The organism is Streptomyces sp. NPDC007084 (assembly GCF_040703595.1).
In the GTDB taxonomy this organism is placed as follows: Bacteria; Actinomycetota; Actinomycetes; order Streptomycetales; family Streptomycetaceae; genus Streptomyces.
On the sequence record NZ_JBEYFY010000017.1, the window covers coordinates 1 to 24,998 of the forward strand.

The 24,998-nt window shown below is 71.3% G+C and carries 22 protein-coding genes and 2 tRNA genes; 15 read left to right on the forward strand and 9 right to left on the reverse strand.

Annotation, left to right across the window (positions count from 1 at the left end; translation table 11 throughout):
* The first annotated feature begins 189 nt into the window (after nucleotides 1-189).
* From AB0912_RS16550 to AB0912_RS16560, 3 genes are all read left to right on the forward strand, one after another.
* Nucleotides 190-963, forward strand: a complete 774-nt coding sequence (locus AB0912_RS16550; protein WP_366700143.1) for a sulfite exporter TauE/SafE family protein — start codon at nucleotides 190-192, stop codon at nucleotides 961-963.
* 630 nt (nucleotides 964-1,593) lie between these two features.
* Nucleotides 1,594-3,177: an alpha-amylase family glycosyl hydrolase gene (locus AB0912_RS16555; protein WP_366700145.1), complete on the forward strand. Its 1,584-nt coding sequence runs from the start codon at nucleotides 1,594-1,596 to the stop codon at nucleotides 3,175-3,177.
* Between the two features lie 55 nt (nucleotides 3,178-3,232).
* Nucleotides 3,233-3,988 carry a cobalt-precorrin-6A reductase gene (locus AB0912_RS16560; protein ID WP_366700147.1) on the forward strand — a complete coding sequence of 252 codons (756 nt, stop codon included), beginning with the start codon at nucleotides 3,233-3,235 and terminating at the stop codon, nucleotides 3,986-3,988.
* Nucleotides 3,989-4,198: 210 nt separating this feature from the next.
* Here AB0912_RS16560 and AB0912_RS16565 read toward each other — a convergent pair whose 3' ends face one another.
* The 3 genes from AB0912_RS16565 to AB0912_RS16575 form a co-directional block, all read right to left on the reverse strand.
* Nucleotides 4,199-6,283, reverse strand: a complete 2,085-nt coding sequence (locus AB0912_RS16565; RefSeq protein ID WP_366700342.1) for an MDR family MFS transporter — start codon at nucleotides 6,281-6,283, stop codon at nucleotides 4,199-4,201.
* 113 nt (nucleotides 6,284-6,396) lie between these two features.
* Complete coding sequence (cobF, locus tag AB0912_RS16570; RefSeq protein ID WP_366700149.1) at nucleotides 6,397-7,167, reverse strand: precorrin-6A synthase (deacetylating); 771 nt, start codon at nucleotides 7,165-7,167, stop codon at nucleotides 6,397-6,399.
* Nucleotides 7,168-7,293: 126 nt separating this feature from the next.
* Nucleotides 7,294-7,821 carry a DUF309 domain-containing protein gene (locus AB0912_RS16575; RefSeq protein ID WP_366700151.1) on the reverse strand — a complete coding sequence of 176 codons (528 nt, stop codon included), beginning with the start codon at nucleotides 7,819-7,821 and terminating at the stop codon, nucleotides 7,294-7,296.
* 101 nt (nucleotides 7,822-7,922) lie between these two features.
* On the opposite strand from AB0912_RS16575, the gene AB0912_RS16580 reads away from it, so the two are divergent.
* Nucleotides 7,923-7,996, forward strand: a tRNA-Pro gene (locus AB0912_RS16580).
* A 265-nt stretch (nucleotides 7,997-8,261) separates the two neighbouring features.
* Here the strand turns inward: AB0912_RS16580 and AB0912_RS16585 are convergent.
* Nucleotides 8,262-8,825, reverse strand: coding sequence for a dihydrofolate reductase family protein (locus AB0912_RS16585; protein WP_366700153.1), 564 nt, complete (start codon nucleotides 8,823-8,825; stop codon nucleotides 8,262-8,264).
* Nucleotides 8,826-8,985: 160 nt separating this feature from the next.
* Between AB0912_RS16585 and AB0912_RS16590 the strand changes: the two genes are divergently transcribed.
* Nucleotides 8,986-9,540: a hypothetical protein gene (locus tag AB0912_RS16590; RefSeq protein WP_366700155.1), complete on the forward strand. Its 555-nt coding sequence runs from the start codon at nucleotides 8,986-8,988 to the stop codon at nucleotides 9,538-9,540.
* Nucleotides 9,541-9,655: 115 nt separating this feature from the next.
* Here AB0912_RS16590 and AB0912_RS16595 read toward each other — a convergent pair whose 3' ends face one another.
* Nucleotides 9,656-10,192 (reverse strand): NUDIX hydrolase family protein, encoded by a 537-nt coding sequence (locus AB0912_RS16595; protein ID WP_366700157.1) that lies wholly within the window; start codon nucleotides 10,190-10,192, stop codon nucleotides 9,656-9,658.
* A gap of 537 nt (nucleotides 10,193-10,729) precedes the next feature.
* On the opposite strand from AB0912_RS16595, the gene AB0912_RS16600 reads away from it, so the two are divergent.
* Both AB0912_RS16600 and AB0912_RS16605 read left to right on the forward strand, forming a co-directional pair.
* Complete coding sequence (locus AB0912_RS16600; RefSeq protein ID WP_366700159.1) at nucleotides 10,730-11,497, forward strand: NPP1 family protein; 768 nt, start codon at nucleotides 10,730-10,732, stop codon at nucleotides 11,495-11,497.
* Nucleotides 11,498-11,637: 140 nt separating this feature from the next.
* Nucleotides 11,638-11,711 (forward strand) — tRNA-Pro (locus tag AB0912_RS16605).
* A 279-nt stretch (nucleotides 11,712-11,990) separates the two neighbouring features.
* Here AB0912_RS16605 and asnB read toward each other — a convergent pair.
* Together asnB and AB0912_RS16615 are read right to left on the reverse strand one after the other, a co-directional pair.
* Entirely contained in the window at nucleotides 11,991-13,820 is a 1,830-nt protein-coding gene (gene asnB, locus AB0912_RS16610; RefSeq protein WP_366700161.1) for an asparagine synthase (glutamine-hydrolyzing), read from the reverse strand.
* A 209-nt stretch (nucleotides 13,821-14,029) separates the two neighbouring features.
* Nucleotides 14,030-15,637, reverse strand: coding sequence for an oleate hydratase (locus AB0912_RS16615; protein ID WP_366700163.1), 1,608 nt, complete (start codon nucleotides 15,635-15,637; stop codon nucleotides 14,030-14,032).
* Between the two features lie 157 nt (nucleotides 15,638-15,794).
* Here AB0912_RS16615 and AB0912_RS16620 point away from each other — a divergent pair, with 157 nt between their 5' ends.
* Complete coding sequence (locus tag AB0912_RS16620) at nucleotides 15,795-16,487, forward strand: TetR/AcrR family transcriptional regulator (RefSeq protein ID WP_366700165.1); 693 nt, start codon at nucleotides 15,795-15,797, stop codon at nucleotides 16,485-16,487.
* Between the two features lie 40 nt (nucleotides 16,488-16,527).
* Here the strand turns inward: AB0912_RS16620 and AB0912_RS16625 are convergent, their stop codons facing one another.
* A complete protein-coding gene (locus tag AB0912_RS16625; RefSeq protein WP_366700167.1) occupies nucleotides 16,528-18,258 on the reverse strand; it encodes an FAD-dependent monooxygenase in 1,731 nt (576 codons plus the stop codon).
* Between the two features lie 234 nt (nucleotides 18,259-18,492).
* Here AB0912_RS16625 and AB0912_RS16630 point away from each other — a divergent pair, with 234 nt between their 5' ends.
* Genes AB0912_RS16630 through AB0912_RS16660 form a run of 7 tightly spaced genes read left to right on the forward strand, consistent with a single transcriptional unit; the run spans nucleotide 18,493 to nucleotide 23,782 of the window.
* Nucleotides 18,493-19,617 carry a SchA/CurD-like domain-containing protein gene (locus AB0912_RS16630; RefSeq protein ID WP_366700169.1) on the forward strand — a complete coding sequence of 375 codons (1,125 nt, stop codon included), beginning with the start codon at nucleotides 18,493-18,495 and terminating at the stop codon, nucleotides 19,615-19,617.
* 56 nt (nucleotides 19,618-19,673) lie between these two features.
* Nucleotides 19,674-20,156 carry a cupin domain-containing protein gene (locus AB0912_RS16635; protein ID WP_366700171.1) on the forward strand — a complete coding sequence of 161 codons (483 nt, stop codon included), beginning with the start codon at nucleotides 19,674-19,676 and terminating at the stop codon, nucleotides 20,154-20,156.
* Nucleotides 20,153-21,421 carry a beta-ketoacyl-[acyl-carrier-protein] synthase family protein gene (locus AB0912_RS16640; RefSeq protein WP_366700173.1) on the forward strand — a complete coding sequence of 423 codons (1,269 nt, stop codon included), beginning with the start codon at nucleotides 20,153-20,155 and terminating at the stop codon, nucleotides 21,419-21,421. The genes AB0912_RS16635 and AB0912_RS16640 overlap by 4 nt, the downstream gene beginning before the upstream one ends.
* The gene (locus AB0912_RS16645; protein ID WP_366700175.1) at nucleotides 21,418-22,662 is read left to right on the forward strand and encodes a ketosynthase chain-length factor; all 1,245 of its coding nucleotides are present in this window, start codon (nucleotides 21,418-21,420) and stop codon (nucleotides 22,660-22,662) included. The genes AB0912_RS16640 and AB0912_RS16645 overlap by 4 nt, the downstream gene beginning before the upstream one ends.
* Nucleotides 22,663-22,689: 27 nt before the next feature.
* Nucleotides 22,690-22,950, forward strand: coding sequence for a phosphopantetheine-binding protein (locus AB0912_RS16650; RefSeq protein WP_366700177.1), 261 nt, complete (start codon nucleotides 22,690-22,692; stop codon nucleotides 22,948-22,950).
* A 1-nt stretch (nucleotide 22,951) separates the two neighbouring features.
* On the forward strand, nucleotides 22,952-23,425 hold the full coding sequence (locus tag AB0912_RS16655; RefSeq protein ID WP_366700179.1) for an SRPBCC family protein: 474 nt from the start codon (nucleotides 22,952-22,954) through the stop codon (nucleotides 23,423-23,425).
* A gap of 24 nt (nucleotides 23,426-23,449) precedes the next feature.
* Complete coding sequence (locus tag AB0912_RS16660; protein WP_366700181.1) at nucleotides 23,450-23,782, forward strand: TcmI family type II polyketide cyclase; 333 nt, start codon at nucleotides 23,450-23,452, stop codon at nucleotides 23,780-23,782.
* 97 nt (nucleotides 23,783-23,879) lie between these two features.
* On the opposite strand, the gene AB0912_RS16665 is transcribed toward AB0912_RS16660, so the two are convergent.
* Nucleotides 23,880-24,920, reverse strand: coding sequence for a methyltransferase (locus AB0912_RS16665; protein ID WP_366700183.1), 1,041 nt, complete (start codon nucleotides 24,918-24,920; stop codon nucleotides 23,880-23,882).
* Between the last annotated feature and the right edge of the window lie 78 nt (nucleotides 24,921-24,998).

Sequence of the window (24,998 nt, forward strand, 5' to 3'; positions counted from 1 at the left end):
CCGCCCCCGGTCCGGCCGACCGCCCCCGGCCCGGCCGACCGCCCCCGGCCCGGCCGACCGTCCCGGGCCCGACCGACCTCCCCGGCCCCGGCCACGCCAAGCCGGTGGGCCTCGCCGCCTGCCCCGGCCCCACCAGCCGAGACGCTCCTTCAGCCGGCGATTTTGCGTGCGGATAGCATCGGTCCCCGCATGAACACGATGACCCTCTGGCACATATCCGCGTGGGAGTTCGCCGCCCTCGCCGCCGCGGCTCTGCTCGTCGGCTTCTCCAAGACCGCGGTGAGCGGGGCCAACACGGTCAGCCTGGCGATCTTCGCGGCCGTGCTGCCGGCCCGCGCCTCGACCGGCGTCCTGCTGCCCATCCTGATCGTCGGCGACGTGCTCGCCGTCCTCAGCTACCGGCGCCACGCCCACTGGCCCACGCTGTGGCGGCTGTTCCCGGCGGTCGCCGCCGGAGTCGTCCTCGGCACGGCCTTCCTGGTGTGGGCGGACGACACGGTCGTCCGGACCTCGATCGGCGCCATCCTGCTGCTGATGACGGGAGTCACGGTGTGGCGCCGCAGAGCCGCCGCCCAGGACGACGATCCCGACGCCGTCGTCACCCGCGCCGGCCGCGTCAAGGCCCGTTCCTACGGCGTGCTCGGCGGGTTCACCACCATGGTCGCCAACGCGGGCGGCCCGGTGATGTCGATGTATCTCCTGTCGGCGGGCTTCCGCAAGCTCGGCTTCCTCGGTACCTCGGCGTTTTTCTTTCTCATCGTCAACGTTTCCAAGCTGCCCTTCAGCGCGGGCCTGGGCCTGATCGACGGCCACTCGCTGCTGCTGGACGCCGACCTGGCCGTCTTCGTCGTGCCGGGCGCGTTTCTCGGGAAATGGGCTGTGAACCGGATCAACCAGCTTCTCTTCGAACGGCTCGTCATCGCGGCGACGGTGGTGGGCGGAGTCCAACTGCTGATCCACTGAGCCCGGCCGACCGACCATGGGCTAGGGCGTGTCGTTTGGATCAGGTGGCGCCGGAGTGCGGCGCCTTGTCGGCTGGGCCGAGCGGGGCAGGGTGCGTGCAGCTGCAAGGCGGAGGAGGGCGACGACGCGGAGCGTCGGCAACCGACGACAACGCCGCTGGGGGTACCCCCTGCTCGAAGAGCTTGGGGGAGTGCGTGCCCTGCCCCGCGACCCGCCACATGATCCAAACGACACGCCCTAGCTGTGTGGCGGCGGTGTCAGGCGGTGTCAGGCCCCCAGCCGAGGGCGTCTCCACGGTGTCAGGCCGCCAGCCGAGGGCGTCTCCACGGTGTCAGGCCCCCAGCCGAGGGCGTCTCCACGGTGTCAGGCCCCCAGCCGAGGGCGTCTCCACGGTGTCAGGCCGCCCCGCCGGGGCATGCGTGTGTCGTCGGCCGCCCAGGAACCCGGCGGGGCTTCCCGACGCGTCCCTCACCCGCCTCCGCAAACACCCTTGGAAAGCGTTTTCCCCCCTGTTAGCTTGACGCGGCGCGGCTCCTCACCAAGCGCCGCGCCCGCCCCACCCGGTCCTGCCCAGCACCACCCACGCACCCCCTGCCTGCCCTGTCGACGTCCGAGAGAAGGGCCGCTTCCATGGCGGACATCCAACCGCCGCCCGCCTGGCTGGCGGACGCGGTGATGTACCAGATCTATCCGCAGACCTACGCCGACACCGACGGCGACGGCATCGGGGACCTGCCCGGTGTGCTGAGCCGGCTGGAGTATCTGGAGTGGCTCGGCGTCGACACCGTCTGGCTCAGCCCGCTGTTCGCCTCGCCCTTCGCGGACGCCGGCTACGACGTCAGCGACTACCTGACCGTCGCCCCCCGCTACGGCACGAACCACGACCTGACCACCCTCGTCGAGGAAGCCCGCTCGCGCGGCATCCGGGTCATGCTCGACCTGGTCGCCGGCCACACCTCCGACCAGCACGCCTGGTTCAGGGCCTCGGCCGACGACCCCGACGACGACCGGTACATCTGGGCCGACACCCCCGAACCGCCCAGCCCCGCCTGGGTGCCCTCGCCCGGCAGCCGGCCCGGCTTCTACCTGCCGAACTTCTATCCCGTCCAGCCCGCCCTCAACTTCGGCTACGCCCGCCCCGACCCCGCCGAACCATGGCGTCAGCCCGTCGACGTTCCCGGTCCGCGCGCCAACCGGCAGGCGCTGCGCGACATCATGGCGTACTGGTTCGACCGCGGAGTCGCGGGCTTCCGCGTCGACATGGCGTTCTCCCTGGTGAAGGACGACCCCGACCGCTCGGCCACCGCCGCCCTGTGGCGCGAGACGCGGGCCTGGATGGACGAGACCTATCCGGACCGGGCGCTGCTCTCCGAGTGGGGCGACCCGAAGACCTCCGTCCCCGCCGGCATCCACGCAGACTTCTTCCTGCACTTCGTCGGCCGCCCGCTGCGCTCCCTGTGGGGCAACGCGCAGGGCAGCCACAACCCCGTCTGGGGCGACGACCCCTGCTTCTTCGGACCCGACGGCGACGGCTCGATGCGGGAGTTCCTCGACGCCTGGCGGGAGGCGGACACGGCCATCGCCGGCGCCGGTTACGTGGCCCTGCCCACCGCCAACCACGACTTCTCCCGGCTCGTGTGCGGCACACGCACCAGGGACATGGTCGCGCCGGCCTTCGCGTTCCAGCTCACCTGGCCCTCGCTGCCCGTCATCTACTACGGCGACGAGATCGGCATGCGCTATCTGCCGGGGCTGCCCGGCAAGGAGGGCAGCCAGCTCGGCGACGAGGCACGTCAGGGCTCCCGTACGCCCATGCAGTGGGACGACGGCCCGGGCGCCGGCTTCTCCACCGCACCCCCGGAGGACCTTTACCTGCCCCTCGACCCGGCGGCCGACCGGCCCAGCGTGGCCGCGCAGCGGGACGACCCCGACTCCCTGCTCCACCAGGTCCGCGCCCTGATCCGGCTCCGCCGCGAACACCGCGAACTGGGCACGCGCGGATCCGTCGAGGTGCTCAACTCCGGTTATCCGCTGGTCTACACGCGCGGCGACTCGTATCTCGTCGCCGTCAACCCGAGCGGACGCCCGGAGAGCTGCGCGCTCGGTGACGTGACGGTCGGGCCGCCGCTGCTCACACGTGGTGTCGAGGCCCACCCCGACGGCACGCTCACCACCGAGCCCTTCTCCTACGGCGTCTTCCGCCTCGCCCCCTGACCCCGGCCACGGGGGCGCCCCGGACCTCCCGGCGCGCCCCCGTACGCTCGGGGCCATGTCTCCGCACGTCCTCGTCCTCGGTGGCACCACCGAGGCACGTGAAATCGCCGCCGAACTCGCCGCCCGTCCCGGGGTGCGCGTGACGACGTCCCTCGCCGGGCGGGTGTCGCGGCCCGGGACGCTCCAAGGGGACGTACGGATCGGCGGCTTCGGCGGGGCGGACGGGCTCGCGCGGTGGCTGCGCGAGCAGCGGGTGGACGCCCTGGTGGACGCGACCCACCCGTTCGCCTCCGGCATCACCGCGAACGCGGCACGGGCCGCCGAGGCGACCGGCGTTCCCGCCGTGGTCCTGCGCCGCCCCGGCTGGCACCCCGGTCCCGGCGACCGCTGGCACGACGCCGGCTGTCTCGCCGAGGCCGCCGCCCTGCTGCCCGGGCTCGGCCGGCGCGTCTTCCTCACCACCGGCCGGCTCGGCCTCGCCGCCTTCGCGGGTCTCGCCGGACTCCACTTCCTCGTCCGGTCCGTCGAGGCCCCCGATCCGCCGCTGCCCCCGGACACCGAGGTGCTGCTCGCCCGCGGCCCCTTCACCCCGGACGACGAGCGGACCCTCCTGGTCCGGCACCGCATCGACGTGCTCGTGACCAAGGACAGCGGGGGAGCGGCGACGGCCGCCAAACTGACGGCCGCCCGCGATCTCGCGCTGCCCGTGGTCGTCGTACGGCGTCCGCCGCTGCCGGAGGGGGTGAGCGCGGTGGGGGACGTGCCGTCGGTGCTCGCCCTGCTGGGCTTGCCCGGACCCGCCGGGAAGTGACCGCCCGCTGTCGTCAGTCGGCGGAGCCGTCAGCCGGCGGACGTAGACAGGCGGATGGCCGGCAGACGGAGGCCCCGCCGTCAGCTCGCGGAGTAGATCCGGGGCCGTCAGGTCGCGGACGTGGAACCGGGCCGTCAGCTCGCGGAGGTGGCTGCGGGGCGGGTCGTCAGCTCGCGGAGGTGGCTGCGGGGCGGGCCGCCGTCAGTGCCGTCAGTTCGGGGCGGCCGGCTCCAGTTCGCGGGAGCGGGCGGGGAGGCCCTGGGTGAGGTCCTCCACCAGCAGGCGTTTGGCGATGGTGTCGACGGCGGCGCGCAGTTCCGTGCCGGACGGCCGGCCCACGTCCTGCTCGACGCGTTCGGCGAGCCACATGCCCCAGGCATTCCCAATCACCGCCGCCTCGCGCTCACCGGCCGGCGTGTGGGAGAAGAGCGAACCGTGCCGGGTCAGGTACCCCTCGTCGACCATCCGGCTGAACACCGGCACGAGGACCTCGGGCGGCACATGGCGTCGGCCGGCGATCAGATTGAGGTTGGCGTGACCGACCAGTCGGGTGAACAGTTCCACCTGCATCACGGCCCAGGCGCCGGCCACGTCCAGCCGGGTGTCGGACTCCTTGATGATCCGGCGGGCGGTCGCCATCTCCGTACCGCCGAGGATCTTCCCGACGGACGCCTCGAGCACGCGTTGCGAGTCGGAGCCGGCCGGTGACGCGAAGCCCTCGCCCATGTCCGTCGAGCCCAGCCGCGCGCTGTCCCGCAGCTCCACCTGCTTGAGGAAGAGCGCCACCACGAAGCCGACGACCGCGACCGGCACGGTCCACAGGAACACCGTGTGGATGGTGTCGGCGTACGCCTGGATGATGGGCCGGGCCGCCTGCGCGGGAAGCCGGTGCAGCCCCTCCGGGCTCTGCGCGGCGCGGGCGATCACGGCGGGCCGCGCGGCACCGGTCTCCGCGGCCTGCCGCACCCCGTCGGCCAGGTTCGGCTTCAGCGCGTTGGTGTAGATCGTCCCGAACACGGCGGTGCCGAACGAACTGCCGAGCGTACGGAAGAAGGTGACGCCGGAGGTCGCCGTGCCGAGGTCGGTGTAGTCCACGGTGTTCTGCACGGCGATCGTCAGCACCTGCATGGACAGCCCGATGCCGATGCCGAGCACGAACATGTACAGCGACTCCAGCCAGGTCCCGGAGTCCGGCCCCATCAGGGACATCAGATAGAGCCCGAGCGCCATCACCAGGGAACCCGCGATCGGGAAGACGCGGTAGCGGCCGGTCTTGCTGACCACGTTGCCGCTGAAGACCGAGGCGATGAGCAGACCCACCACCAGCGGCAGCGTGCGCACACCGGAGATCGTCGCCGAGTTCCCGTCGACGTACTGGAGATACGTCGGCAGGAACGTCATCGCGCCGAGCATCGCGAAACCGACGATGAAGCTGAGGATCGAGCACACCGTGAAGACCGGGTTGGAGAACAGCCGCATCGGCAGCATCGGCTGGACGGCGCGGGTCTCCACCAGGCAGAACAGGGCGAGCGCGATCACCCCGCCCACGAACAGGACGATGATGGTCGGCGAACCCCAGGCGTACTCGTTGCCGCCCCAGCTCGTCGCGAGGATCAGCGCGCTCGCGCCGACCGCGACGAGCGCGATGCCCAGATAATCGATGACGGGCCGGGTCGCCGACTTGACCACGGGGATGGTGCGGGCCGCCGCGATCACCACGAGGATCGCGATGGGCACGTTGATGTAGAACGCCCACCGCCAGGTGAGGTGATCCGTGAACAGCCCGCCCAGCAGCGGACCGATGACCGTGGCCACGCCGAAGACGGCGCCGATCGCACCCTGGTACTTGCCGCGCTCACGCAGCGGGATGACGTCCGCGATGAGCGCCATGGCGGTCACCATCAGCCCGCCCGCGCCGACGCCCTGCATCGCCCGCCAGGCGATCAGCAGCGGCATGTTCGTGGCGAGGCCGCACAGGAACGAACCGGTGATGAAGATGATCGCCGAGGCCTGGAAGATCACCTTGCGGCCGAACAGGTCGCCGAACTTGCCGACCAGCACCGTCGCCACGGTCTCGGCCAGCAGGTACGCCGTCACCACCCACGACATGTGCGCCGCGCCGCCCAGGTCGGACACGATCGTCGGCAGCGCGGTGCCCACGATCGTCTGGTCGAGCGCGGCGAGGAGAATACCCAGCACAATCGTCGCGAAGACGATGTTGCGGCGCCGTCCGTCCAGCACCGGCGGCCCGGGCGCGTCCGCCGCGGGAGGTGGCACTTCCTCGGTGATCGTCACATGCGCCACCCTCACACCGGTGCGCGCTGCGTGCATGCGGAGCCACCCGCCCGGCGTACGGGCGGGTCGAGGGCATCGCGGAGACCCGCAGGCCGTCGGAAGGGCCCGTGCGCCTACCCCCGCGGGTTCCTGCGCAGCAGATAGGTGTCCATGATCCAGCCCTTGCGCTCCCGGGCCTCGGCGCGCAGCCGTTCGATGCGGGGGGCCGTCTCGGCCAGCGGTCCCGACGCGAGGATCTCGTCGGGGGTGCCGATGTAGGCGCCCCAGTAGATGTCGATGTCCTGGTCCGCGTACCGCCGGAACGTCCGCTGCGCGTCGAGCATCACGACCACGTCGTCCACCCCCTCCGGGAAGCCCTCGGCGAGCCGCCGCCCGGTGGTGATCTGGACAGGCCGGGCGACCCGGTTCAGGCCGGTCCGGTGGCGGGCCACGAGCGCCGAGACGCTGCTGATGCCGGGCACCACGTCGTAGCTGAACGTGACCGAGCCTCGCTCCAGGATCTCCTCCAGGACACCGAGCGTGCTGTCGTACAGCGCGGGGTCCCCCCACACCAGGAACGCGCCGCTCTCGTCCTCGCCCAGTTCCTCGGCGATCAGCCGCTCGTAGATCGCGCCGCGGGCGCTGCGCCAGTCCCCGACGGCGGGGGAGTACGCGGCGCCGTCCGCCGTCCGGTCACGCTCCGGGTCCCGCGCCTCGACCAGGCGGTACGTCCCCTCGGGCACGTGCGTGTCCAGGATGTCCCGGCGCAGTTGCACGAGGTCGGACTTCACCTCGCCCTTGTCCAGGATGAAGAACACGTCGGTGCCCCTCAGCGCCTTGACCGCCTGCAGTGTGAGCTGCTCGGGGTCGCCCGCTCCGATGCCGATGACATGAATCTTTCGCACACCCGGAGTCTGCCGCACCCTTCGGACGCGGGACGCACCGCGTCGGGTTCCGATCGGGTTCCGCGTCGGTGCCACTGGCGGCAGGCGGGCTGTCCGCGCGGCCAGGGTGCCGGGGCCGCCTTGGTCCTACGACGGACGTCCGCGCAGCCGGGGTGCCGAGGCCGCCGCGTCGACCGGGCCGCCGTCACGCTCCACGGAAGCGGCCAACTCCCTTGCCCAGTCCCCGATTTCGGCAAGGTCAAGGTCGTAGGGCCGGGCCCGCCCGGACTCCGTCGTCCACTCCGCCACGGCCCCGGCGCCGCGCCGCAGCAACCGGGCGCCGCCGGTGGTGTTCCCTCGGGCGGCGTGGGTGAGCCCCACGGCGAGCTGGGCGAGCCCCCGCCACAGTCCACGCTCGTCGTCCGGGCCGGACTTCCAGGCGTCCTCGAACACCTCGTGCGCGTGGAAGGGCCGCCCGGCGTCCAGCAGCGTCTGGGCCTCGGCGACCGATTCCCCGGGCGCCCGTACGACCCCCTCCGGCTGCCGCTCGACCCCGGCCGAGCCGTACGGCAGGGGGCGGCCGAGGCCGTCACGGGGCCGGGCGTTGCGCGCCCGGCCCTCGGGGTCCCGGTCACGCCCGCCGCCGCTCCGCCTGATCCACCCTGTGCCGCTCATCCTCCGATTGTCCCGCCCGCCCCGCCCCCTGCGGGAGTGCCCCCGGCGTGGGGTAAAGTTCTGTCCGCACGATCGCGCGGCCCACCGCGCGTGAACGCGACCGGGACGTGGCGCAGCTTGGTAGCGCACTTGACTGGGGGTCAAGGGGTCGCAGGTTCAAATCCTGTCGTCCCGACTGGAGACAGTCGCAGGTGAGGGGCGGTTCGGAGCGATCCGAACCGCCCCTGACTCCATTGCGGGGACCGAGCCGGGCGGCCCCACCCCGCCCCAGCGGGCGGTGTCGCGCAAGGCCGCTGTGGACGGGACGGGCGAAGGGGAGCCGAAGCGGACGGTGGCCGCGCTGGAGACGCGTGCGGTCTGGCATCGCTTCGGCAGGGTCCGCAGGCACGTGACTCGTTGATCGTGGCTCCGGTGGATGTTCCACCGCTCGGCCGGCGCGTTCAGCGCCTCGTCTCGTATCTGGTCAGGACCACGCCGCCGGGGAACGTCCGTGTCTCCACCAGGTTCAGCTTCGTCCAGTCGTCCAGCGCGGTGAAGAACGGTGTGCCGCCGCCCACCAGGACCGGATGGGTGACGATCGTGTACTCGTCGACCAGCCCGGCCCGCATCGCCGCCGCGCCGAGTGCCGCGCCGCCGACCCTCATCGGCCCGCCGTCCCCGGCCTTGAGCCGGGTGATCTCCGCGACCGCGTCGCCGGTGACCAGGCGGGCGTTCCAGTCCACCTTCTCTACCGTCGAGGAGAACACCACCTTCGGGGTGTCACGCCAGTTCCGCGCGAACTCGACCTGCGCCGGGGTCACGTCCGGCTGCTGGTCGCCGGTCGGCCAGTAGGCGCTCATGGTCTCCCACAGCCTGCGCCCGTACAGGAACAGGCTGATTGCCCGCTCCTCGTCGAGCCACCACCGGAACAACTCGTCGCTCGGCTCGCTCCAGCCGATGTCGTCGCCGGGCGCGGCGATATAGCCGTCCAGGGACAGGTTCATGCCGTACAGGAGTCTCCGCATGGCGGCGGCCTTCCATCAGTGGTCGCGGAAGTCTAGACGGGTCTTGACCTTGAGTCCCGGACATGGCTGATGTGGCCATTGGATCGCCGCCGCCCGCGCTCGGCGGTCTACCGTGGAGACACGCCGCGCCGTCCGCCGCGGTCCTACGAGGAGGGGCTCTGTGCCGTCACCCTGTGATCCCAAGTACGCTCCCGTCGGCGATGTCAGCGCGGCTCTCCTGATGATGGACTCCCAACTCAAGGCCATCTACGACGAGAGCGAGACCGAGAGTGAGGCCGCGAGCGAGGCCCGGACCGACGCCGAACAGCGACGACTGACCAAGCAGTTCGCCGCGTCCTTGGGCCCTGAGGGAATCGACGCGCTCCTGGACGGCGCCTGCACCCTCATCTACATGTTCATGCAGTGGCTGCGGGCTGCCTGCGAGGACCACGACGAGGACATCGTCGAGTACGTGGTGCCCACGCTCGTGTCCTCGATGCGCATGATGCCCAAGACCTTCCGTCCCGAGGTCATCCCGACCATGGCCGGCCTGGTCATCGCGGCGGCCACCGGCCTGAGCCCCAACTTGTGGCGCTCGCAGTACGGCCGTTGGACGGACGCCGAGTTGAACGCCCTGGAGGCGACGACCATCCTCCTCGCCGAGCGCATCAACCGGATCACCGACGACCACGACTTCGCCACCCGCCTGATCACGCAGGCACTTTCGGATCACTGAGAGGCGTTGGCTGTCCGCCCGACGCCGCTCAACACCGCCCGGCACCGTCCGATACCGGCTGACACCGCTTACCGGACCGCCGCGGCGCCCGTCCACGGCGGTCCGGTCCGGTACGTCAGGACAGGCACCCCACATAGGCCAATGCCTGGCGCAGCAGGACGCCGTGGCCGCCCGGCATCTCGTCCGCGACCATCGCCGAGGACGCCTCCTCCGGGCTGAACCAGACCAGGTCGAGCGCGTCCTGCCGAGGGCGGCAGTCGCCGGTGACCGGGACGATGTAGGCCAGGGACACCGCGTGCTGGCGCGGGTCGTGGAAGGGCGTGACGCCGAGCGTCGGGAAGTACTCGGCGACGGTGAAGGGCTGCAGGGAGGCGGGGACCCGGGGGAGTGCCACCGGGCCGAGGTCCTTCTCCAGGTGGCGCAGCAGCGCGTCGCGGACCCGCTCGTGGTGCAGCACCCGGCCGGAGACCAGGGTGCGGCTGACCGTGCCGTCCGGACCGATGCGGAGCAGTAGCCCGATCCGGGTGACTTCGCCGTTGTCGTCGACGCGCACCGGCACCGCCTCGACGTACAGGATCGGCATACGGGCGCGGGCCGATTCCAGCTCCTCGCGGGACAGCCAGCCGGGCGTGGTTTCGGTCAAGTCAGACATTGCTTGATCATACTTTCCGTGCGTCCGGTGCGTGCGTGTTGCTCGGGTCAACCATGCCTTACGGAACGGACGATCACGTGTCGCTCGGGCTCAGTGCGGTGGTGTCGGGGCCCAGGAGAAGACGTTCCGGCCCCTTTCGGTCTCTTCCGGTCCGAACTCGTCCGCAGGGGGCAGGAGTTGCCGGGGTGCGCGATAGAAGGTGGCCGAGCACGGCAGAAAGCGCCCGAGTGCGGCAGAAGGTGCCCGCGCGCGGCAGGAGTTGCCGGACCGCGGAAGAAAGTTCCTCGTCCACGGCAGGGGCTGCCGGCACACGGTCGGACTCGCCCGCGCGGCCCCGTGACCGACGGCGGCCCCCTGTCCGGATCACCCCAACAGTCCGTCGTGGAAGCCGCATTGGCTGATCCTTCACCGCTCGGACATCCGCGGACTCTGGCGTTTTCCCCGGCCGCCCGGAAAGCTGCTCTGGGCATGATCTGGGCATGCCAACCTGACCGCGTGGCCTGCCTCCCCCACGTAGCGGTCGATCTGGAGGACGCAGTGAAGAGAAGCTCGCGGATCCGCAGGGTCTCCATCGTCGTCGGCAGCGCCGTCGCGCTGGTCGTCGCCGCCTCGGGTGTCGCCCTCGCCGACCCGCCCAAGGCCCTGCCCGCGAACGCGGACGCGCTGGAACAGACGTTCCAGCCTGCCTTCGACTACGACACCGACGGCTGCTACCCGACACCCGCCATCGGTCCCGACGGCACGATCAACCCGGGCCTCAAGCCCTCCGGCGCCCTCAACGGCCAGTGCCGCGACTCCTGGGACCTCGACAACACCAACGGGTACTCACGCGAGAAGTGCAACAACGGCTGGTGCGCCGTCATCTACGGCCTCTACTTCGAGAAGGACCAGGCCGTCGTCGGCAGCGGTCTCGGCGGACACCGCAACGACTGGGAACACGTCGTGGTGTGGGTCCAGGACAACCAGGCCAAGTACGTGTCCACGTCCGCCCACGGCAACTTCAACATCTACAACCGGGACCAGATCCGCTGGGACGGCACGCACCCCAAGGTCGTCTACCACAAGGACGGCATCGGCACGCACTGCTTCCGGCCCGCCAACAACAACGACGAGCCGCCCGAGAACCACCAGCACACCTGGCAGTTCCCGACCCTGGTCGGCTGGAACGGCTACCCCGCCGGGCTGCGCGACAAGCTGAGCGCGTACGACTTCGGCAGCGCCGTCTTCGGCCTCAAGGACGGCAACTTCAACGCCCACCTGGCGAAGGCCAAGCCGGCCGGCATAGCCTTCGACCCCAACGCCTGACGGTTGGGAAGACGCTCCGTGACCCCCGCTGGACTGCGACGATGACGGTGTGTGCGGGGGCACCCACCGAGGTGCGGTAGGGTTTGATTGCGCCGCCACACGGGACCCCGGAACGCACGGAACACCGGCCGGCGGCGCATCGGGACGTGGCGCAGCTTGGTAGCGCACTTGACTGGGGGTCAAGGGGTCGCAGGTTCAAATCCTGTCGTCCCGACTGGAGACAGTCGCGGATCAGGGGCGGTTCCGGAGGAATCCGGAACCGCCCCTGACTGCTCCGCCCCTGATGACTTCACCGCAGTCTGCGCCCGCGCCGGCGCTGAACTCCTCGACGCGGCCGCCGCGTCGTACGATCACCCGGCCCCGCGCAACGTCACCGTCGCAGTCGACCGCGAGGCCGGACCTTGACCGTCGGCCGGCCCGCCGAAGTCAGCCCCTGACCGTCAGCCGGTCGCCCACCGTCGGCCGGTCGCCACCGTCAGTCGGATCGCCGAGGTCAGACCTTGACCGTCGGCCGGTGGATGTCGAACCACACTCCCAGGTCGAGGGTCCGCTCCAGCAGCATCCGTTGCCGCTGGTCCAGGTCGGCGGCGGGCCGGCGGGTGGCCTCGGTGAGGCGCTCGCGGCTGACCAGGTCCGTCGCCGGGTGGCCGGCCCGAAGCAGGTCGGCGCCCTGGGACTGGATGGCCTCGACATAGGCGGGGTCGAACGTGCCCGGATAGCCGCTCTTCTTGCGGTTGGCGACCGACTCGGGCAGGACGTCCCGGGTGGCGGCGCGCAGCAGGCTCTTCTCACGGCCGTCGAAGGTCTTCAGCGACCAGGGGGTGTTGAAGACGTACTGGACGAGACGGTGGTCGCAGAACGGGACGCGGACCTCCAGGCCGACGGCCATGCTCATCCGGTCCTTGCGGTCCAGCAGGGTCTGCACCATGCGGGTCAGATGGAGATAACTGACCACCCGCATACGCTGGTTCAGGCCGGTCTCGCCGTCCAGGACGGGGGTTTCCGCGACGGCCGTGCGGTAACTGTCGGCGATGTAGTCGCCGAGGTTCAACACGGATGCGAGGTCCTCGTCGAGCTGGCCGCTCGACTCGACCAGTGAGTGCCGGCCCACCAGCCAGGGGAAGGTCTCGGCGTCCCGACGCTCGTCGTGGAACCACGGGTAGCCGCCGAACACCTCGTCCGCCGACTCGCCGGACAGGGCCACCGTGGAATGCCGGCGGACCGCGGCGAAGAGCAGGTAGAGGGAGTTGTCGCGGTCGCCGATGCCGGTCGGCAGGTCGCGGGCGCCGACGGCCGCGCGACGGACCTCCGGGGCGGACAGGGCCGCCCCGTCCAGGATGATGTCCTGGTGGTCGCAGCCCACGTGTTCGGCGACGGCGTGGACGTAGGGGGTGTCCTGGGTGGGCGAGACGTCGATGGCCTGGAAGTGCTTGTCCTGGTCGGGGAAGTCGACGGCGAAGCTGCGTACCGTCTCGCCCCGCGGGGTGAGGTGGATCTGCGACAGGGCGGTGAGCGCGGACGAGTCCAGGCCGCCGGAAAGCAACGTGCAGCGGGGTACGTCGGCGACGAGCTGACGCCGGACGATGTCGTCGAGCAGTTCGCGTACGCGCGTGACCGTCTCGTCCTTGCCGTCGGTGTGCGGTTCGGAACGCAGCCGCCAGTAGGTGCGGCGGCGCAGCCCGCCCCGGTCGAGAACGATGATCTCCCCGGGGCGCACCTCGCGCATGCCCTCCCACACCGCGGCGCCGGGGGTCTTGGCACCGGCGAAGAGTTCACGCAGTCCGTCGGGGCCGACGACGGGGGCGACGGTGGGGTTGGCCAGGATCGCCTTGGGCTCCGAGCCGAAGACGACGCCGTCCTCGGTCTCGTAGTAGTAGAACGGCTTGATGCCCATGCGGTCGCGGATCATCACGAGGCGCTCGGTGCGGGCGTCCCAGACGGCGAAGGCGTACATGCCGTTGAGGTGTTCCACGAGCTTCTCGCCCCACACGAGGTAGCCGCGCAGCACCACCTCGGTGTCCGAGTCGGTGTCGAACCGCTGTCCGGCCCGGCGTAACTCCGCGCGCAGCTCGGTGAAGTTGTACGTCTCGCCGGAGTAGACCATGCCGACCGTCCCGTCGGGCGTCCGCACGGTCATGGGCTGGGCGCCGCCCGGCAGGTCGATCACGGCGAGCCGCCGGTGTCCGAGGGCGACGTGGGGCGCCACCCACACGCCCGCGGCGTCGGGGCCCCGGCAGGACATGGTCTGCGTCATGGCGTCGATGTCGTCGCGGTGCTGCGTCAGGTCACGCCGGTAGGAGACCCAGCCGGTGATTCCGCACATACGAACCTCGCTCCACTGGAAGAAGGCTGTCCAGGCTGATTGATGCCCTGTACACGCAGTTGTCCCACACCGAGCGGCGGATCGCCTATGTGTCGTTTCTGACAGGTAAATTTGTGTTAACGGGGGTTTCGCACGGGGTGAAAACTTTGAGCCAATCACCCCGTGCTCCCCAAAACCGCCTGGTCAGGCCGCCTCGCTCCCCGGCGGCGTCAGTCGTCGCCCCGCGCCTGGAGAAGGGTGCGGGTGGCGCGGGCGGCGACCTGGGGGTCGCGAAGACCCTGGTAGACCGGCGGGATGGGGCGCTCGACGCCGAACAGGGTGTACATGGCCAGCATCGCCGCGTGGACCGAGTACTCCACGGTGAAGACGACGTCGTCGGGCATCTCGACGAACTGGCCGACGAAGGCGAAGTTGCGGGCGCCGTCGGGGACGACCTTGGGGCGGTCCCCGGGGGCGCGGCAGGCGAACAGGGCCGAGGCGTACGGCATCATCACCGAAGCGACGTCCGTGGTCTCGAGGACGTGGTCGAGGAGGTCGTCGAAGCCGAGCTGGTGGATGAGTTCGGTGAGGATCTCCCTGCCCGTCGCCCGCGCCATGGGCTTGCGGACGTAGTCGCCCCGCCGGTCGATCTCGAAGCCGTAGCCCCACAGGGTGTAGGTGTTCTCGGGCATCCCGGGGAAGTGCGGCTGGTACGGGACCACGATGGACAGGTGCCAGCCCGACTCGACCCAGGTCATCAGCGCGCCGGTGCCCGGTTCGTTGCCGGTGTAGGCGGTGATGCGCTTCAGCAGGGCGTCGTCGCGCATGGTCAGGGTGAACGACTCCCACTTGTGTTCGTCGACGCTGCCGTAGAAGGACAGCGGGCGTCCGAAGTCGTCGGCCTTGGGGGCGATGGTCTCCCACAGGGACCAGCCCTCGTCGCGGCGGTCCCGGACGAGTTCCGGCACGGTGTCGTTCCCGCCGTAGGTGGAGTCCGCGGTGATGGAGCCGAGGGTGAGCAGGGCGTAGTCCGCCGGACCGAGGTCGATGCGGCCCGCGCCGTCGCCGTCCTGGATGTGCAGACAGGTGGCTCGGCGGCCGGTCGCCGGGGTGCCGCTGAAGTCGACGTCCAGGACGCGGGTGCCGAAGCGCACGTCGACCCCCTGGGCCGTCAGCCAGCGCTGGAGCGGTACGACCATGGAGTCGTACTGGTTGTAGACGGTGCGGCGCACGCCGGACAGGGTGTGGATGCGGGGGAACTCCTGGATGAACCGCAGGAAGTAGCGGCGCAGTTCGGCCGCCGAGTGCCAGCGCTGGAAGGCGAACGTGGTGCGCCACATCTGCCAGAAGTTGGTGGTGAAGAAGTGCGGGCCGAACACCTCGTCGATCCGCTTGCTGCCGAGCAGCTTCTCCGGGGTGCCCATGAGGCGGGACAGCTCGGTGCGGTCCCGGACGGAGAAACCGAAGTCGGAGGCGTCCAGGATGTTGTGTCCGCCGTCGATGAGGCGGGCGTTGGCGTGTGTCCTGACCTTCTCGTTGAACGCGCGGATCTCGTCCGTGACGCTGATCTCCGCGTCGTCCCGGGACGGTATGGAGCCGAAGAGGTCCCACACGCATTGGTACGCCTCGTCCTCCAGCATCCGTCCGCCGCGGGTCACGTAGGCGTCGGGCTGCGCCGGGGACTCGGCGCCGTCCAGGGAGCCGCCCTGGACGTTCAGCTCCTCCAGGATGTGGATCTGCTCGCCGGACATGCCGGCGTCCCGGATGGCGAACGCCGCGGCCGCCATGCCCGCGATCCCGCCGCCGACGATCCAGAGCTGCCGGTTGTCGTCGCTCATTGTCAACACCTTCTTTTCGGACTGGACTCCGTTTCGAACGTACTCCGTTTTCCAGGCCCTCGGTCTATCCTGGGCGAACGCGGGACCTTCGGCCCCCTTCGATCGCCGGATCAGGGCCGTTCGGCCCAGGTGGCAGCCCTTTGACGGGAAGGCGCTCATGTCGTCCAGTACTTCGCGGCCGGAGCCCGCGACGGTCTCCGCCGACCGGCCGCCCGGCCGGCGGGAGCGCAACAAGCAGGACAAACTCCACCGCATCCTGGAAGCGGCCACCGAACTGTTCACCGAGCAGGGCTACTCGGCCGTGACCACGCAGCAGATCGCCGAGGCGGCCGACGTCGGGATCGGCACCCTCTTCCGCCACGCCGGGTCCAAGGCGGGACTGCTCATGCTGGTCATGAACGAACAGCTCCGGCTGGGCGTCGAGCGGGGCCTCGCACTCGCCCGCTCCGGGGCCGCGCCCACCGACGCGATCCTCGCCCTGGTCACCCCGCTCGTCGACGCCAGCTCCCGGCACCCCGAGAACACCGCGGTCTACCAACGGGAGACACTCTTCGGCACCGGCCCGGAACGCGAGACGGCCACCGCCCAGGTCGCCCGGATCGAGTCCGCGATCGAGGAGATCCTGCGGAGCCGGACCACGTCCCGCCCCGCGCACGATCTCGACCGGGCCGCGCACGCCGTCTACTCGACGATGTACATGGACATCGTGCGGGTCTGCGTGGGCCGCGCCCCGGCCGACGACCTCACCCTCCGGCTGCGGGGGTCGGTCGACCATCTTCTCGACGCGCTGCTGCCGCCGGCGGCCGGTGAAACCCGCACTCCGCCCGGCCGCGGGCGTTCGAGGGGATGACGAGCGGCCCGCCTGGAAGACCGGGCGGGCCGGGCAAGGATCAGCCGCGGTCCAGGACCGCCGTGAGGGCCTGGTGGAGTGCGTCCGCCGGGTCGGCGGGCGCCTGCGGGGAGCGCCAGGCCACGAACCCGTCCGGGCGGACCAGTACCGCGCCGTCCGGGGTGACACCGTGGACCTCCGCCCAGTCCCTGTCGTCCGCCGGCGCCAGCTCCGCCTCCGGCCTCGCGCCGACCCGGTAGGAGTCCAGCGGGACGTCCAGCCGCCGGGCCACCTCCTCGGCCGCGTCGTGCCAGCCGCCGGTGCCGTCCGCCGAGCTGAGCAGCACCATCGACCGCTCGTACAGGTCGAGCGTGGAGATCCGCTCGCCCGAGCGGGTCAGCCACTGGTGCGGCGCCCGGGTCCCGGGTTCACCCGTCAGCCGTACGCCGTCGGGCACCACCGGAGCCGCCGCGTCGGCGCCTACCACCGCGCCCCGCGGGTAGCGGTAGGCGAGCGCCACGTTGAGGATCCCGCCCTTCCGGCCACCCGGACCCCCAGGGCCACCGGGACCGCCCGTACCACCAGGACCGCCCGGCCCCCCGGGACGACCCGGCACGGCCGAACCGGCCGCCTCCGGGGACGGCGTATACCCCGGGTGGCTGTGTTCGACCGAGCGGGACGAGGCTCGCGCGCTCGTCGCCTGCGCCACCGGCCGGCGCTCGGCGTCGTACGACGCGAGCAGGTCCGGGCCCGCCCAGCCGCCGATCACCGCCGACAGCTTCCAGGCGAGGTTGTGGGCGTCCTGGATACCGGTGTTGGAGCCGAACGCGCCCGTCGGCGACATCTCGTGCGCCGAGTCGCCGGCCAGGAACACCCGCCCGTCCGCGTACCGTTCGGCGACCCGCTCGGCCGCGTGCCACGCCGCCCGGCCGGTGATCGTCACGTCCAGATCCGGCACACCGGTCGCCCGCCGGATGTGCTCGACGCAGCGTTCGTCGGTGAACTCCTCCAGGGTTTCCCCGTGTTCGGGGTGCCAGGGGGCGTGGAAGACCCAGTGCTCCTTGTTGTCGACCGGCAGCAGCGCGCCGTCGGCCTCCGGATCGGTGAGGTAGCAGACGATGAACCGCCGGTCGCCCACCACCTCGGCCAGACCCCGGGAGGTGAACGTGACGCTCACGTTGTGGAACAGGTCGCCCGGACCCGTCTGGCCGATGCCGAGCCCCTCACGGATCGGGCTGCGCGGACCGTCCGCCGCGACCAGGTAGTCCGCGCGGATCGTCGTGTGCTCGCCGGTCTCGCGGCTCTTGACCCGCGCGGTCACGCCGTCCGCGTCCTGCTCGAACGACATCAGCTCGGTGGAGAACCGCAGATCGCCGCCCAGCTCCCGGGCGCTCTCCAGCAGCACCGGCTCCAGATCGTTCTGGCTGCACAGGCACCACGCGCCCGGGCTGAACCGGGCCAGCCCGCCGCCCGGGTCGATCTCCTTGAACAGCCACTCACCCGCGTCGCCCACCAGGGTCGGCGTCTGCAGGATGCCGTGGTTGTCCGCGAGCACCGAGGCGGCCTCCTCGATGCGCCGCTGCACCCCCGCCACCCGGAAGAGTTCCATGGTGCGCACGTTGTTGCCGCGTCCGCGCGGATGGATCGACGTCCCCGCGTGCCGCTCCACGAGGATGTGCAGCACGCCGAGGCGGCCCAGGAACAGCGAGGTGGAGAGCCCCACCAGAGAGCCGCCGACGATCAGGACGGGCGTGCGGTGACCGATCTCGCCGGTCCCTTCGAATCGGTTCATTGACTGCCTCCAGGCGTCGCCTGCGACGTGATGGGAGATGAGGATGCCGATTCCACGCCCTGTGGCTCCGCTCCGCGCGTCGGGGACACCCGGATGGCGCGCGGTTCACTCGTCCGACCCGTGGGGCTCGCGCGGCCGGGAGGTCCCGTCAACGATCAGCTCATGGCGGCCCCGGCCTTTCCGACACCGCGGTCGTTCCTCGCTTTCCCTGACGAAGAGGAGAGGTGTGCCGCAATGACCATCTCGGGACGTATCTCGCAGTCGGCCTTCGACGGCTCCAGGCTTCGGGTGATCCTGCTGCTGGACCTGTACGACGGGGCCCAGGAGCAGTTCCTCGAAGCGTACGAGCTGATGCGCAACCAGGTCGCCTCGGTGCCCGGTCACATCAGCGACCAGCTGTGCCAGTCGATCGAGAACCCCTCGCAGTGGCTCATCACCAGCGAGTGGGAGAGCGCACCGCCCTTCCTCGCCTGGGTCAACAGCGAGGAGCACGTCGAGACGGTCCGGCCGATGCACAGCTGCGTCCGGGACACCCGGTCGATGCGCTACAGCATCCTCCGCGAGACCCACCCCGCCCAGTCCCTCACCGGTGCGCCGGCCTCGCCGGCCCCCCAGGTCGAGGCCCGCGTCGGCGACGGCGTCGCCCGGCACGCCCTCACCTTCACGGTGAAGCCCGGCTCCGAGTCGAAGGTCGCGGAGATCCTGGCCGGCTACACCTCACCGCAGGCCCGCGTCGACGACACCACCCGGCTGCGCCGCACCTCGCTGTTCATGCACGGCAACCGCGTCGTACGCGCCGTGGAGGTCGAGGGCGACCTCCTCGCCGCCCTGCGCCACGTGGCACGCCAGCCCGAGGTACGCGCGGTCGAGGAGGCCATCAACCCCTACCTGGAGCAGGACCGGGACCTGAGCGACCCGGACTCCGCCCGGGTCTTCTTCACCCGGGCCGCGCTGCCCGCCGTGCACCACGTGGTCGCCGGCCGCGAGGAGCCCGCCCGGCTGCGGCGGCACGCCCTCTACTACCCGGCGCGGCCGGGCAGCGGAACGGAGCTGGCCCGGTTCCTCTCCCACCAGGACGAGGCCGCCGCCGACGACCCGGACAGCCCGGTCTACCGGAGCACCGTCTTCCAGCGCGACGACATCGTCGTCCGGCTGATCGACATCGTGGGCGAACTCGACCTGGACCCCGTCGCCTCGCTCGGACTCAAGGGCCCGCAGAAGGCCGCCGAGCTGGAGCGCCTGCTCGACGGTGCCGCGATCGGCGTCGAAGGCGCCCTGTCGACGGAGCGCAACACCAACCGTCTGCTGTCGCACACCGACATGCTGCCCATCACCGACCGCAGCGCGTCGGACTCCTGAGGGACCCCCACAGCCGGTGTCCGCGGACACCGCACCCCCACCCGGAGGAACCAAGCATGATCAAGAACCATCCACGCATCGTGGACCTGAGCGAGACGGAACCCAACCGCAGGCGCGGCGGGGACGTCCGGGCCATGCTCACGCCCGCCACCGCGGGGTCCACCAGCGGCTTCATGGGCCTGGCCGTCATGCAGCCCGGCGAGCGCATCAGCGAGCACTACCACCCGTACTCCGAGGAGTTCGTCTTCGTGGTCAACGGCGACCTCGAAGTCGACCTGGACGGCGAGGCGTTCGCGCTCCGGCCCGACCAGGGCCTGCTCATCCCGATCAACATGCGGCACCGCTTCCGCAACGTCGGCGACACCGAGGCCCGCATGGTCTTCCACCTCGGCCCGCTCGCCCCCCGTCCGAGCCTCGGCCACGTCGACACCGAGGAGACGGACGACACCCAGCCCGCCCCCCGGTTCGCCACCACCGGGCCGGACCTGGCCGCGCCCGACCACGGACAGCCGTCCGAGCGAAGTGGGGCCATACAGTGACCCGGCGAGTGGCCGTCACCGGCATCGGTGTGGTCGCTCCGGGCGGAACCGGGACGAAGGCGTTCTGGGACCTCCTCGCAAGCGGCCGCACGGCGACCCGCGGCATCACGCTCTTCGACCCGGCGGGACTGCGCTCCCGCATAGCCGCCGAATGCGACTTCGACCCGCTCGACCACGGACTCGACCCGCAGTTCGTCCGCGACGCCGACCGCTACATCCAGTTCGCGGTCGTCGCCGCCGGGGAAGCCGTCCAGGACGCGGGACTCGACACCGCCGAGCAGGACCCCTGGCGCGTCGCCGTCTCCCTGGGCAGCGCCGTCGGCGGCACCACCCGCCTGGAGCACGACTACGTCAAGGTCAGCGAGGGCGGCAGCCGGTGGGACGTCGACCACCGCACCGCCGACCCGCGGCTCCACCTGGCGTTCTCGCCCAGCACGCTCGCCTCGGTCGTCGCCGAGCGGTTCGGCGCCCAGGGGCCGGTGCAGACCGTCTCCACCGGCTGCACCTCCGGACTCGACGCGGTCGGCTACGCCTTCCACACCATCGAGGAGGGCCGGGCCGACATCTGCATAGCCGGCGCGTCCGACTCCCCGATCTCCCCGATCACCATGGCCTGCTTCGACGCCATCAAGGCCACCTCGCCCGACAACGACGACCCCGAGCACGCCTCCCGCCCCTTCGACGCCCACCGCAACGGGTTCGTCATGGGAGAGGGCGCCGCGGTCCTCGTCCTGGAGGAGTACGAACACGCCAGGGCCCGCGGCGCGCACATCTACTGCGAGATCGGCGGCTACGCCACCTACGGCAACGCCTACCACATGACCGGTCTCACCAGTGAGGGACTGGAGATGTCCCGGGCCATCGACACCACGCTCGACCAGGCCCGCATCGACCCGACCCTGATCGACTACGTCAACGCGCACGGCTCCGGCACCCGGCAGAACGACCGCCACGAGACCGCCGCCGTCAAGCGCTCCCTGGGCGACCACGCCTACGGCACCCCCATGAGTTCCATCAAGTCCATGGTGGGCCACTCGCTCGGCGCGATCGGCGCCATCGAGGTCGTCGCCTGCGTCCTCGCCCTCCAGCACCAGGTCGTACCGCCCACGGCGAACTACGAGACGCCCGACCCCGAGTGCGACCTGGACTACGTGCCGCGCACCGCCCGCCCCCGGAAGCTCCAGAACGTGCTCTCGGTCGGCAGCGGTTTCGGCGGGTTCCAGTCCGCGGTGCTCCTGACCGGGCCGACTGGGAGGACACGATGAGCACGCAAGCCCCCGGGCGCGCCGCCGTCACCGGCATCGGCGTCATCGCCCCCAACGGACTGACCGCCGACGCCTACTGGAAGTCCGTCAGGGAAGGCCTCGGCGTCCTCGACCGGATCACCCGCGAGGGCTGCGGGCACCTCCCGCTGCGCGTCGCGGGCGAGGTCCGGGCCTTCGAGGCCGCCGACCTGATCGAGGAGCGGTTCCTCGTCCAGACCGACCGCTTCAGCCACTTCGCGCTCGCCGCGACCGTCCTCGCCCTCGACGACGCCGGCCTCGGTGACGTCGAGGCCGAGGAGGCGTATGACGTCGGTGTCGTCACCGCCGCCGGCTCCGGCGGCGGCGAGTTCGGCCAGCGCGAACTGCAGAAGCTGTGGGGCCAGGGCTCCCGGTACGTGGGCCCGTACCAGTCCATCGCCTGGTTCTACGCCGCCAGCACCGGCCAGATATCCATCCGCGGCGGCTTCAAGGGCCCCTGCGGGGTGGTCGCGAGCGACGAGGCGGGCGGCCTGGACGCCGTCGCGCACGCCGCCCGCGGGGTCCGGCGTGGCACCGGCGCCATGGTCGTCGGGGCGGCGGAGGCCCCCCTCGCCCCATACTCGATGGTCTGCCAGCTCGCCTACCCCGAGCTGAGCACCGTCGAGGACCCCGACCGCGCCTACCGTCCCTTCACCAAGGGAGCCTGCGGCTTCGTGCCCGCCGAGGGCGGCGCCATGCTCGTCGTCGAGGACGAGCGGCGGGCGCGGGAGCGCGGGGCGACCGTCCGGGCCCTGGTCGCCGGACACGCGGCGACCTTCACCGGCGCCAACCAGTGGGAGCGGTCGAGGGAAGGGCTCGCGCAGGCCATCCGCGGCGCCCTCGCCGACGCCGACTGCGCGCCCGAGGAGATCGACGTCGTCTTCGCCGACGCCCTCGGCGTGCCCGAGGCCGACCGCGCCGAAGCCCTCGCCATCGCCGACGCGCTCGGCGCGCACGGCACCCGTGTGCCCGTCACGGCACCCAAGACGGGCATCGGCCGCGCCTACTGCGGGGCGCCACTGCTGGACACCGCCGCCGCGGTCCTCGCCATGGAGCACGGCCAGGTGCCGCCCACCCCGAACGTGTTCGACGTCTGCCACGACCTCGACCTGGTGACGTCGGACGCCCGCCCCGCCGAGCTGCGGACGGCCCTGATCCTCAGCCGGGGACTCATGGGCTCCAACGCGGCGCTCGTCGTGCGCCGCGGTGACAGCGCCCGCTGACCCGGGCGCCAACGGAGGAGAACACGCATGATCACCACCGAAGTGACCCTCGACGAACTCGCCGCGCTGATGAAGAAGGCGGCCGGGATCACCGTCGACCCCCAGGAACTAGCCCAGGCGGCCGACGCCCCCTTCGGCACCCTCGGCCTCGACTCGCTCGGCCTGCTCGGCATCGTCGGCGAGCTGGAGAACCGGTACAGCCGGCCCCTCCCGCCGGACGCCGAACGCTGCAAGACCCCCCGCGAGTTCCTCGACCTCGTCAACGACACCCTCAAGGCTGGAGCCTGACGTGCCCGGACACACCGACAACAGCATCACCATCGACGCCCCTCTCGACCTCGTCTGGGACATGACGAACGACATCGAGAACTGGCCGCGGCTGTTCAGCGAGTACGCCTCCCTCGAAGTCCTCTCCCGGGACGGCGACTCGACGACCTTCCGCCTCACCATGCACCCGGACGAGAACGGGAAGGTGTGGAGCTGGGTCTCCGAGCGCACCGTGGACCGCGCCGCCCGGACCGTGCGGGCCCGCCGCGTGGAGACGGGACCCTTCGCGCACATGAACATCCGCTGGGAGTACGAGGAGACGCCGGCCGGCACCCACATGCGCTGGGTGCAGGACTTCGCCATGAAGCCCGAGGCCCCGGTGGACGACGCGTGGATGACCGACAACATCAACCGGAACTCCGCCACCCAGATGGGCCTCATCCGGGACAAGATCGAGCAGGCCGCCCGGGAACGCCGTACCGCTCCCGTCCGCTGACCCGGCCACAGGAAGGACCGTCCGATGCACCACGCCCTGATCGTCGCCCGTATGGCGCCCGGTTCGGCGCCCGCGATCTCCGACGTGTTCGCCGCCTCCGACCGCGGTGAACTGCCGCACCTCATCGGGGTCAACCGGCGCAGCCTCTTCCAGTTCGGTGATGTGTACCTGCACCTCATCGAGTCCGACCAGGACCCGGCGCCCGCCATCGCCAAGGTGGCCGGGCACCCCGAGTTCCGCAGCATCAGCGACGAACTGGCGGCGTACGTCAGCGCGTACGACCCGCAGACGTGGCGCAGCCCCAAGGACGCCATGGCGCAGTGCTTCTACACGTGGGAGCGCAGCCCCGCCTCCTGACCAAAGGCACCCCGGCACATACCCGAGGCCGCCGGCTCCGCGTGAAGCGGAACCGGCGGCCTCGGGTTTTCCGGGTGCTGCGAGCGGTACGCGCGGATCAGGCGGGGACCGTGCACTCGAAGGCGTGCAGATACGCGTTCACCGGGCGGACCTCGCCGATGACCAGGCCCGCGTCCGTGAGCCGGTCGACCATGCTCTGCCGGGTGTGCTTGGCGCCGCCGACGTTCAGGAGCAGCAGCAGGTCCATGGCGGTGGTGAACTTCATCGACGGGGTGTCGTCCACCAGGTTCTCGATGACGACGACCCGGGCGCCCGGACGGGCCGCCTTACGGACGTTGGCGAGGGCCCGGCGCGTGCTCTCGTCGTCCCACTCCAGGATGTTCTTGATGATGTACACGTCCGCCTGGACCGGGATGTCCTCGCGGCAGTCGCCCGGCACGATCCGCACCCGCCCGGCCAGCGCCCCGCCGTCGCGAAGGCGCGGGTCGGCGTTCTCCACGACGCCCGGCAGGTCGAGCAGCGTGCCGTGCAGGGCGGGGTGCTTCTCCAGCAGGCCGGCCACGACCTGCCCCTGCCCGCCGCCGATGTCCGCGACCGAGTCGACGCCCTGGAGGTCGAGCAGCTCGGCCACGTCCCGCGCCGACTGAGCGCTGGACGTGGTCATGGCGCGGTTGAAGACATGCGCGGACTCGGGCGCCTCCTCGTTGAGGTAGGTGAAGAACTCCCGGCCGTAGGTGTCCTCGAAGACGTTGCCGCCGGAGCGGACCGCCTCGTCGAGCTTCGGCCAGACCATCCACGTCCACGGCTCGGTGCACCACAGGGCGATGTAGCGCAGGCTGTGCGGGTCGTCCTCGCGCAGCAGCCGGGACATCTCCGTGTGGCCGAACGTGCCGTCCGGGTTCTCCACGAACACGCCCTGGCAGGACAGGGCGCGCAGCAGCCGGCGCAGCGTGTGCGGCTGGGTCTTCACCGCCGCCGCCAGGTCCTCGGCGCTCAGCGGGCGGTCGTCGAGCGCGTCGGCCACGCCGAGACGGGCGGCGGCGCGCACGGCGGCGGCACAGGCCGCCCCGAACACCAGCTCCCGCAGCCGCATGGGCGGCGGCGGAGGAGTCTGGTCGACCTGTTCGGCAGTCGTCATGGGGTGCCTCGCTTCTGGTGTCGTGCTGTACGGGGGGGGAGGGGAGGGGGTTGACCGGTCCGGGAGGGACGGGGACCG

What these genes read in the sequence shown, in the direction of transcription:
- AB0912_RS16550 (WP_366700143.1), top strand. Translation starts at nt 190, where the DNA reads ATGAACACGATGACCCTCTGGCACATATCCGCGTGGGAGTTCGCCGCC.
- AB0912_RS16555 (WP_366700145.1), top strand. Translation starts at nt 1,594, where the DNA reads ATGGCGGACATCCAACCGCCGCCCGCCTGGCTGGCGGACGCGGTGATG.
- AB0912_RS16560 (WP_366700147.1), top strand. Translation starts at nt 3,233, where the DNA reads ATGTCTCCGCACGTCCTCGTCCTCGGTGGCACCACCGAGGCACGTGAA.
- AB0912_RS16575 (WP_366700151.1), bottom strand. Translation starts at nt 7,821, where the DNA reads ATGAGCGGCACAGGGTGGATCAGGCGGAGCGGCGGCGGGCGTGACCGG.
- AB0912_RS16585 (WP_366700153.1), bottom strand. Translation starts at nt 8,825, where the DNA reads ATGCGGAGACTCCTGTACGGCATGAACCTGTCCCTGGACGGCTATATC.
- AB0912_RS16595 (WP_366700157.1), bottom strand. Translation starts at nt 10,192, where the DNA reads ATGTCTGACTTGACCGAAACCACGCCCGGCTGGCTGTCCCGCGAGGAG.
- asnB (WP_366700161.1), bottom strand. Translation starts at nt 13,820, where the DNA reads ATGTGCGGAATCACCGGCTGGGTCTCCTACCGGCGTGACCTGACGCAG.
- AB0912_RS16615 (WP_366700163.1), bottom strand. Translation starts at nt 15,637, where the DNA reads ATGAGCGACGACAACCGGCAGCTCTGGATCGTCGGCGGCGGGATCGCG.
- AB0912_RS16620 (WP_366700165.1), top strand. Translation starts at nt 15,795, where the DNA reads ATGTCGTCCAGTACTTCGCGGCCGGAGCCCGCGACGGTCTCCGCCGAC.
- AB0912_RS16625 (WP_366700167.1), bottom strand. Translation starts at nt 18,258, where the DNA reads ATGAACCGATTCGAAGGGACCGGCGAGATCGGTCACCGCACGCCCGTC.
- AB0912_RS16630 (WP_366700169.1), top strand. Translation starts at nt 18,493, where the DNA reads ATGACCATCTCGGGACGTATCTCGCAGTCGGCCTTCGACGGCTCCAGG.
- AB0912_RS16635 (WP_366700171.1), top strand. Translation starts at nt 19,674, where the DNA reads ATGATCAAGAACCATCCACGCATCGTGGACCTGAGCGAGACGGAACCC.
- AB0912_RS16645 (WP_366700175.1), top strand. Translation starts at nt 21,418, where the DNA reads ATGAGCACGCAAGCCCCCGGGCGCGCCGCCGTCACCGGCATCGGCGTC.
- AB0912_RS16650 (WP_366700177.1), top strand. Translation starts at nt 22,690, where the DNA reads ATGATCACCACCGAAGTGACCCTCGACGAACTCGCCGCGCTGATGAAG.
- AB0912_RS16660 (WP_366700181.1), top strand. Translation starts at nt 23,450, where the DNA reads ATGCACCACGCCCTGATCGTCGCCCGTATGGCGCCCGGTTCGGCGCCC.
- AB0912_RS16665 (WP_366700183.1), bottom strand. Translation starts at nt 24,920, where the DNA reads ATGACGACTGCCGAACAGGTCGACCAGACTCCTCCGCCGCCGCCCATG.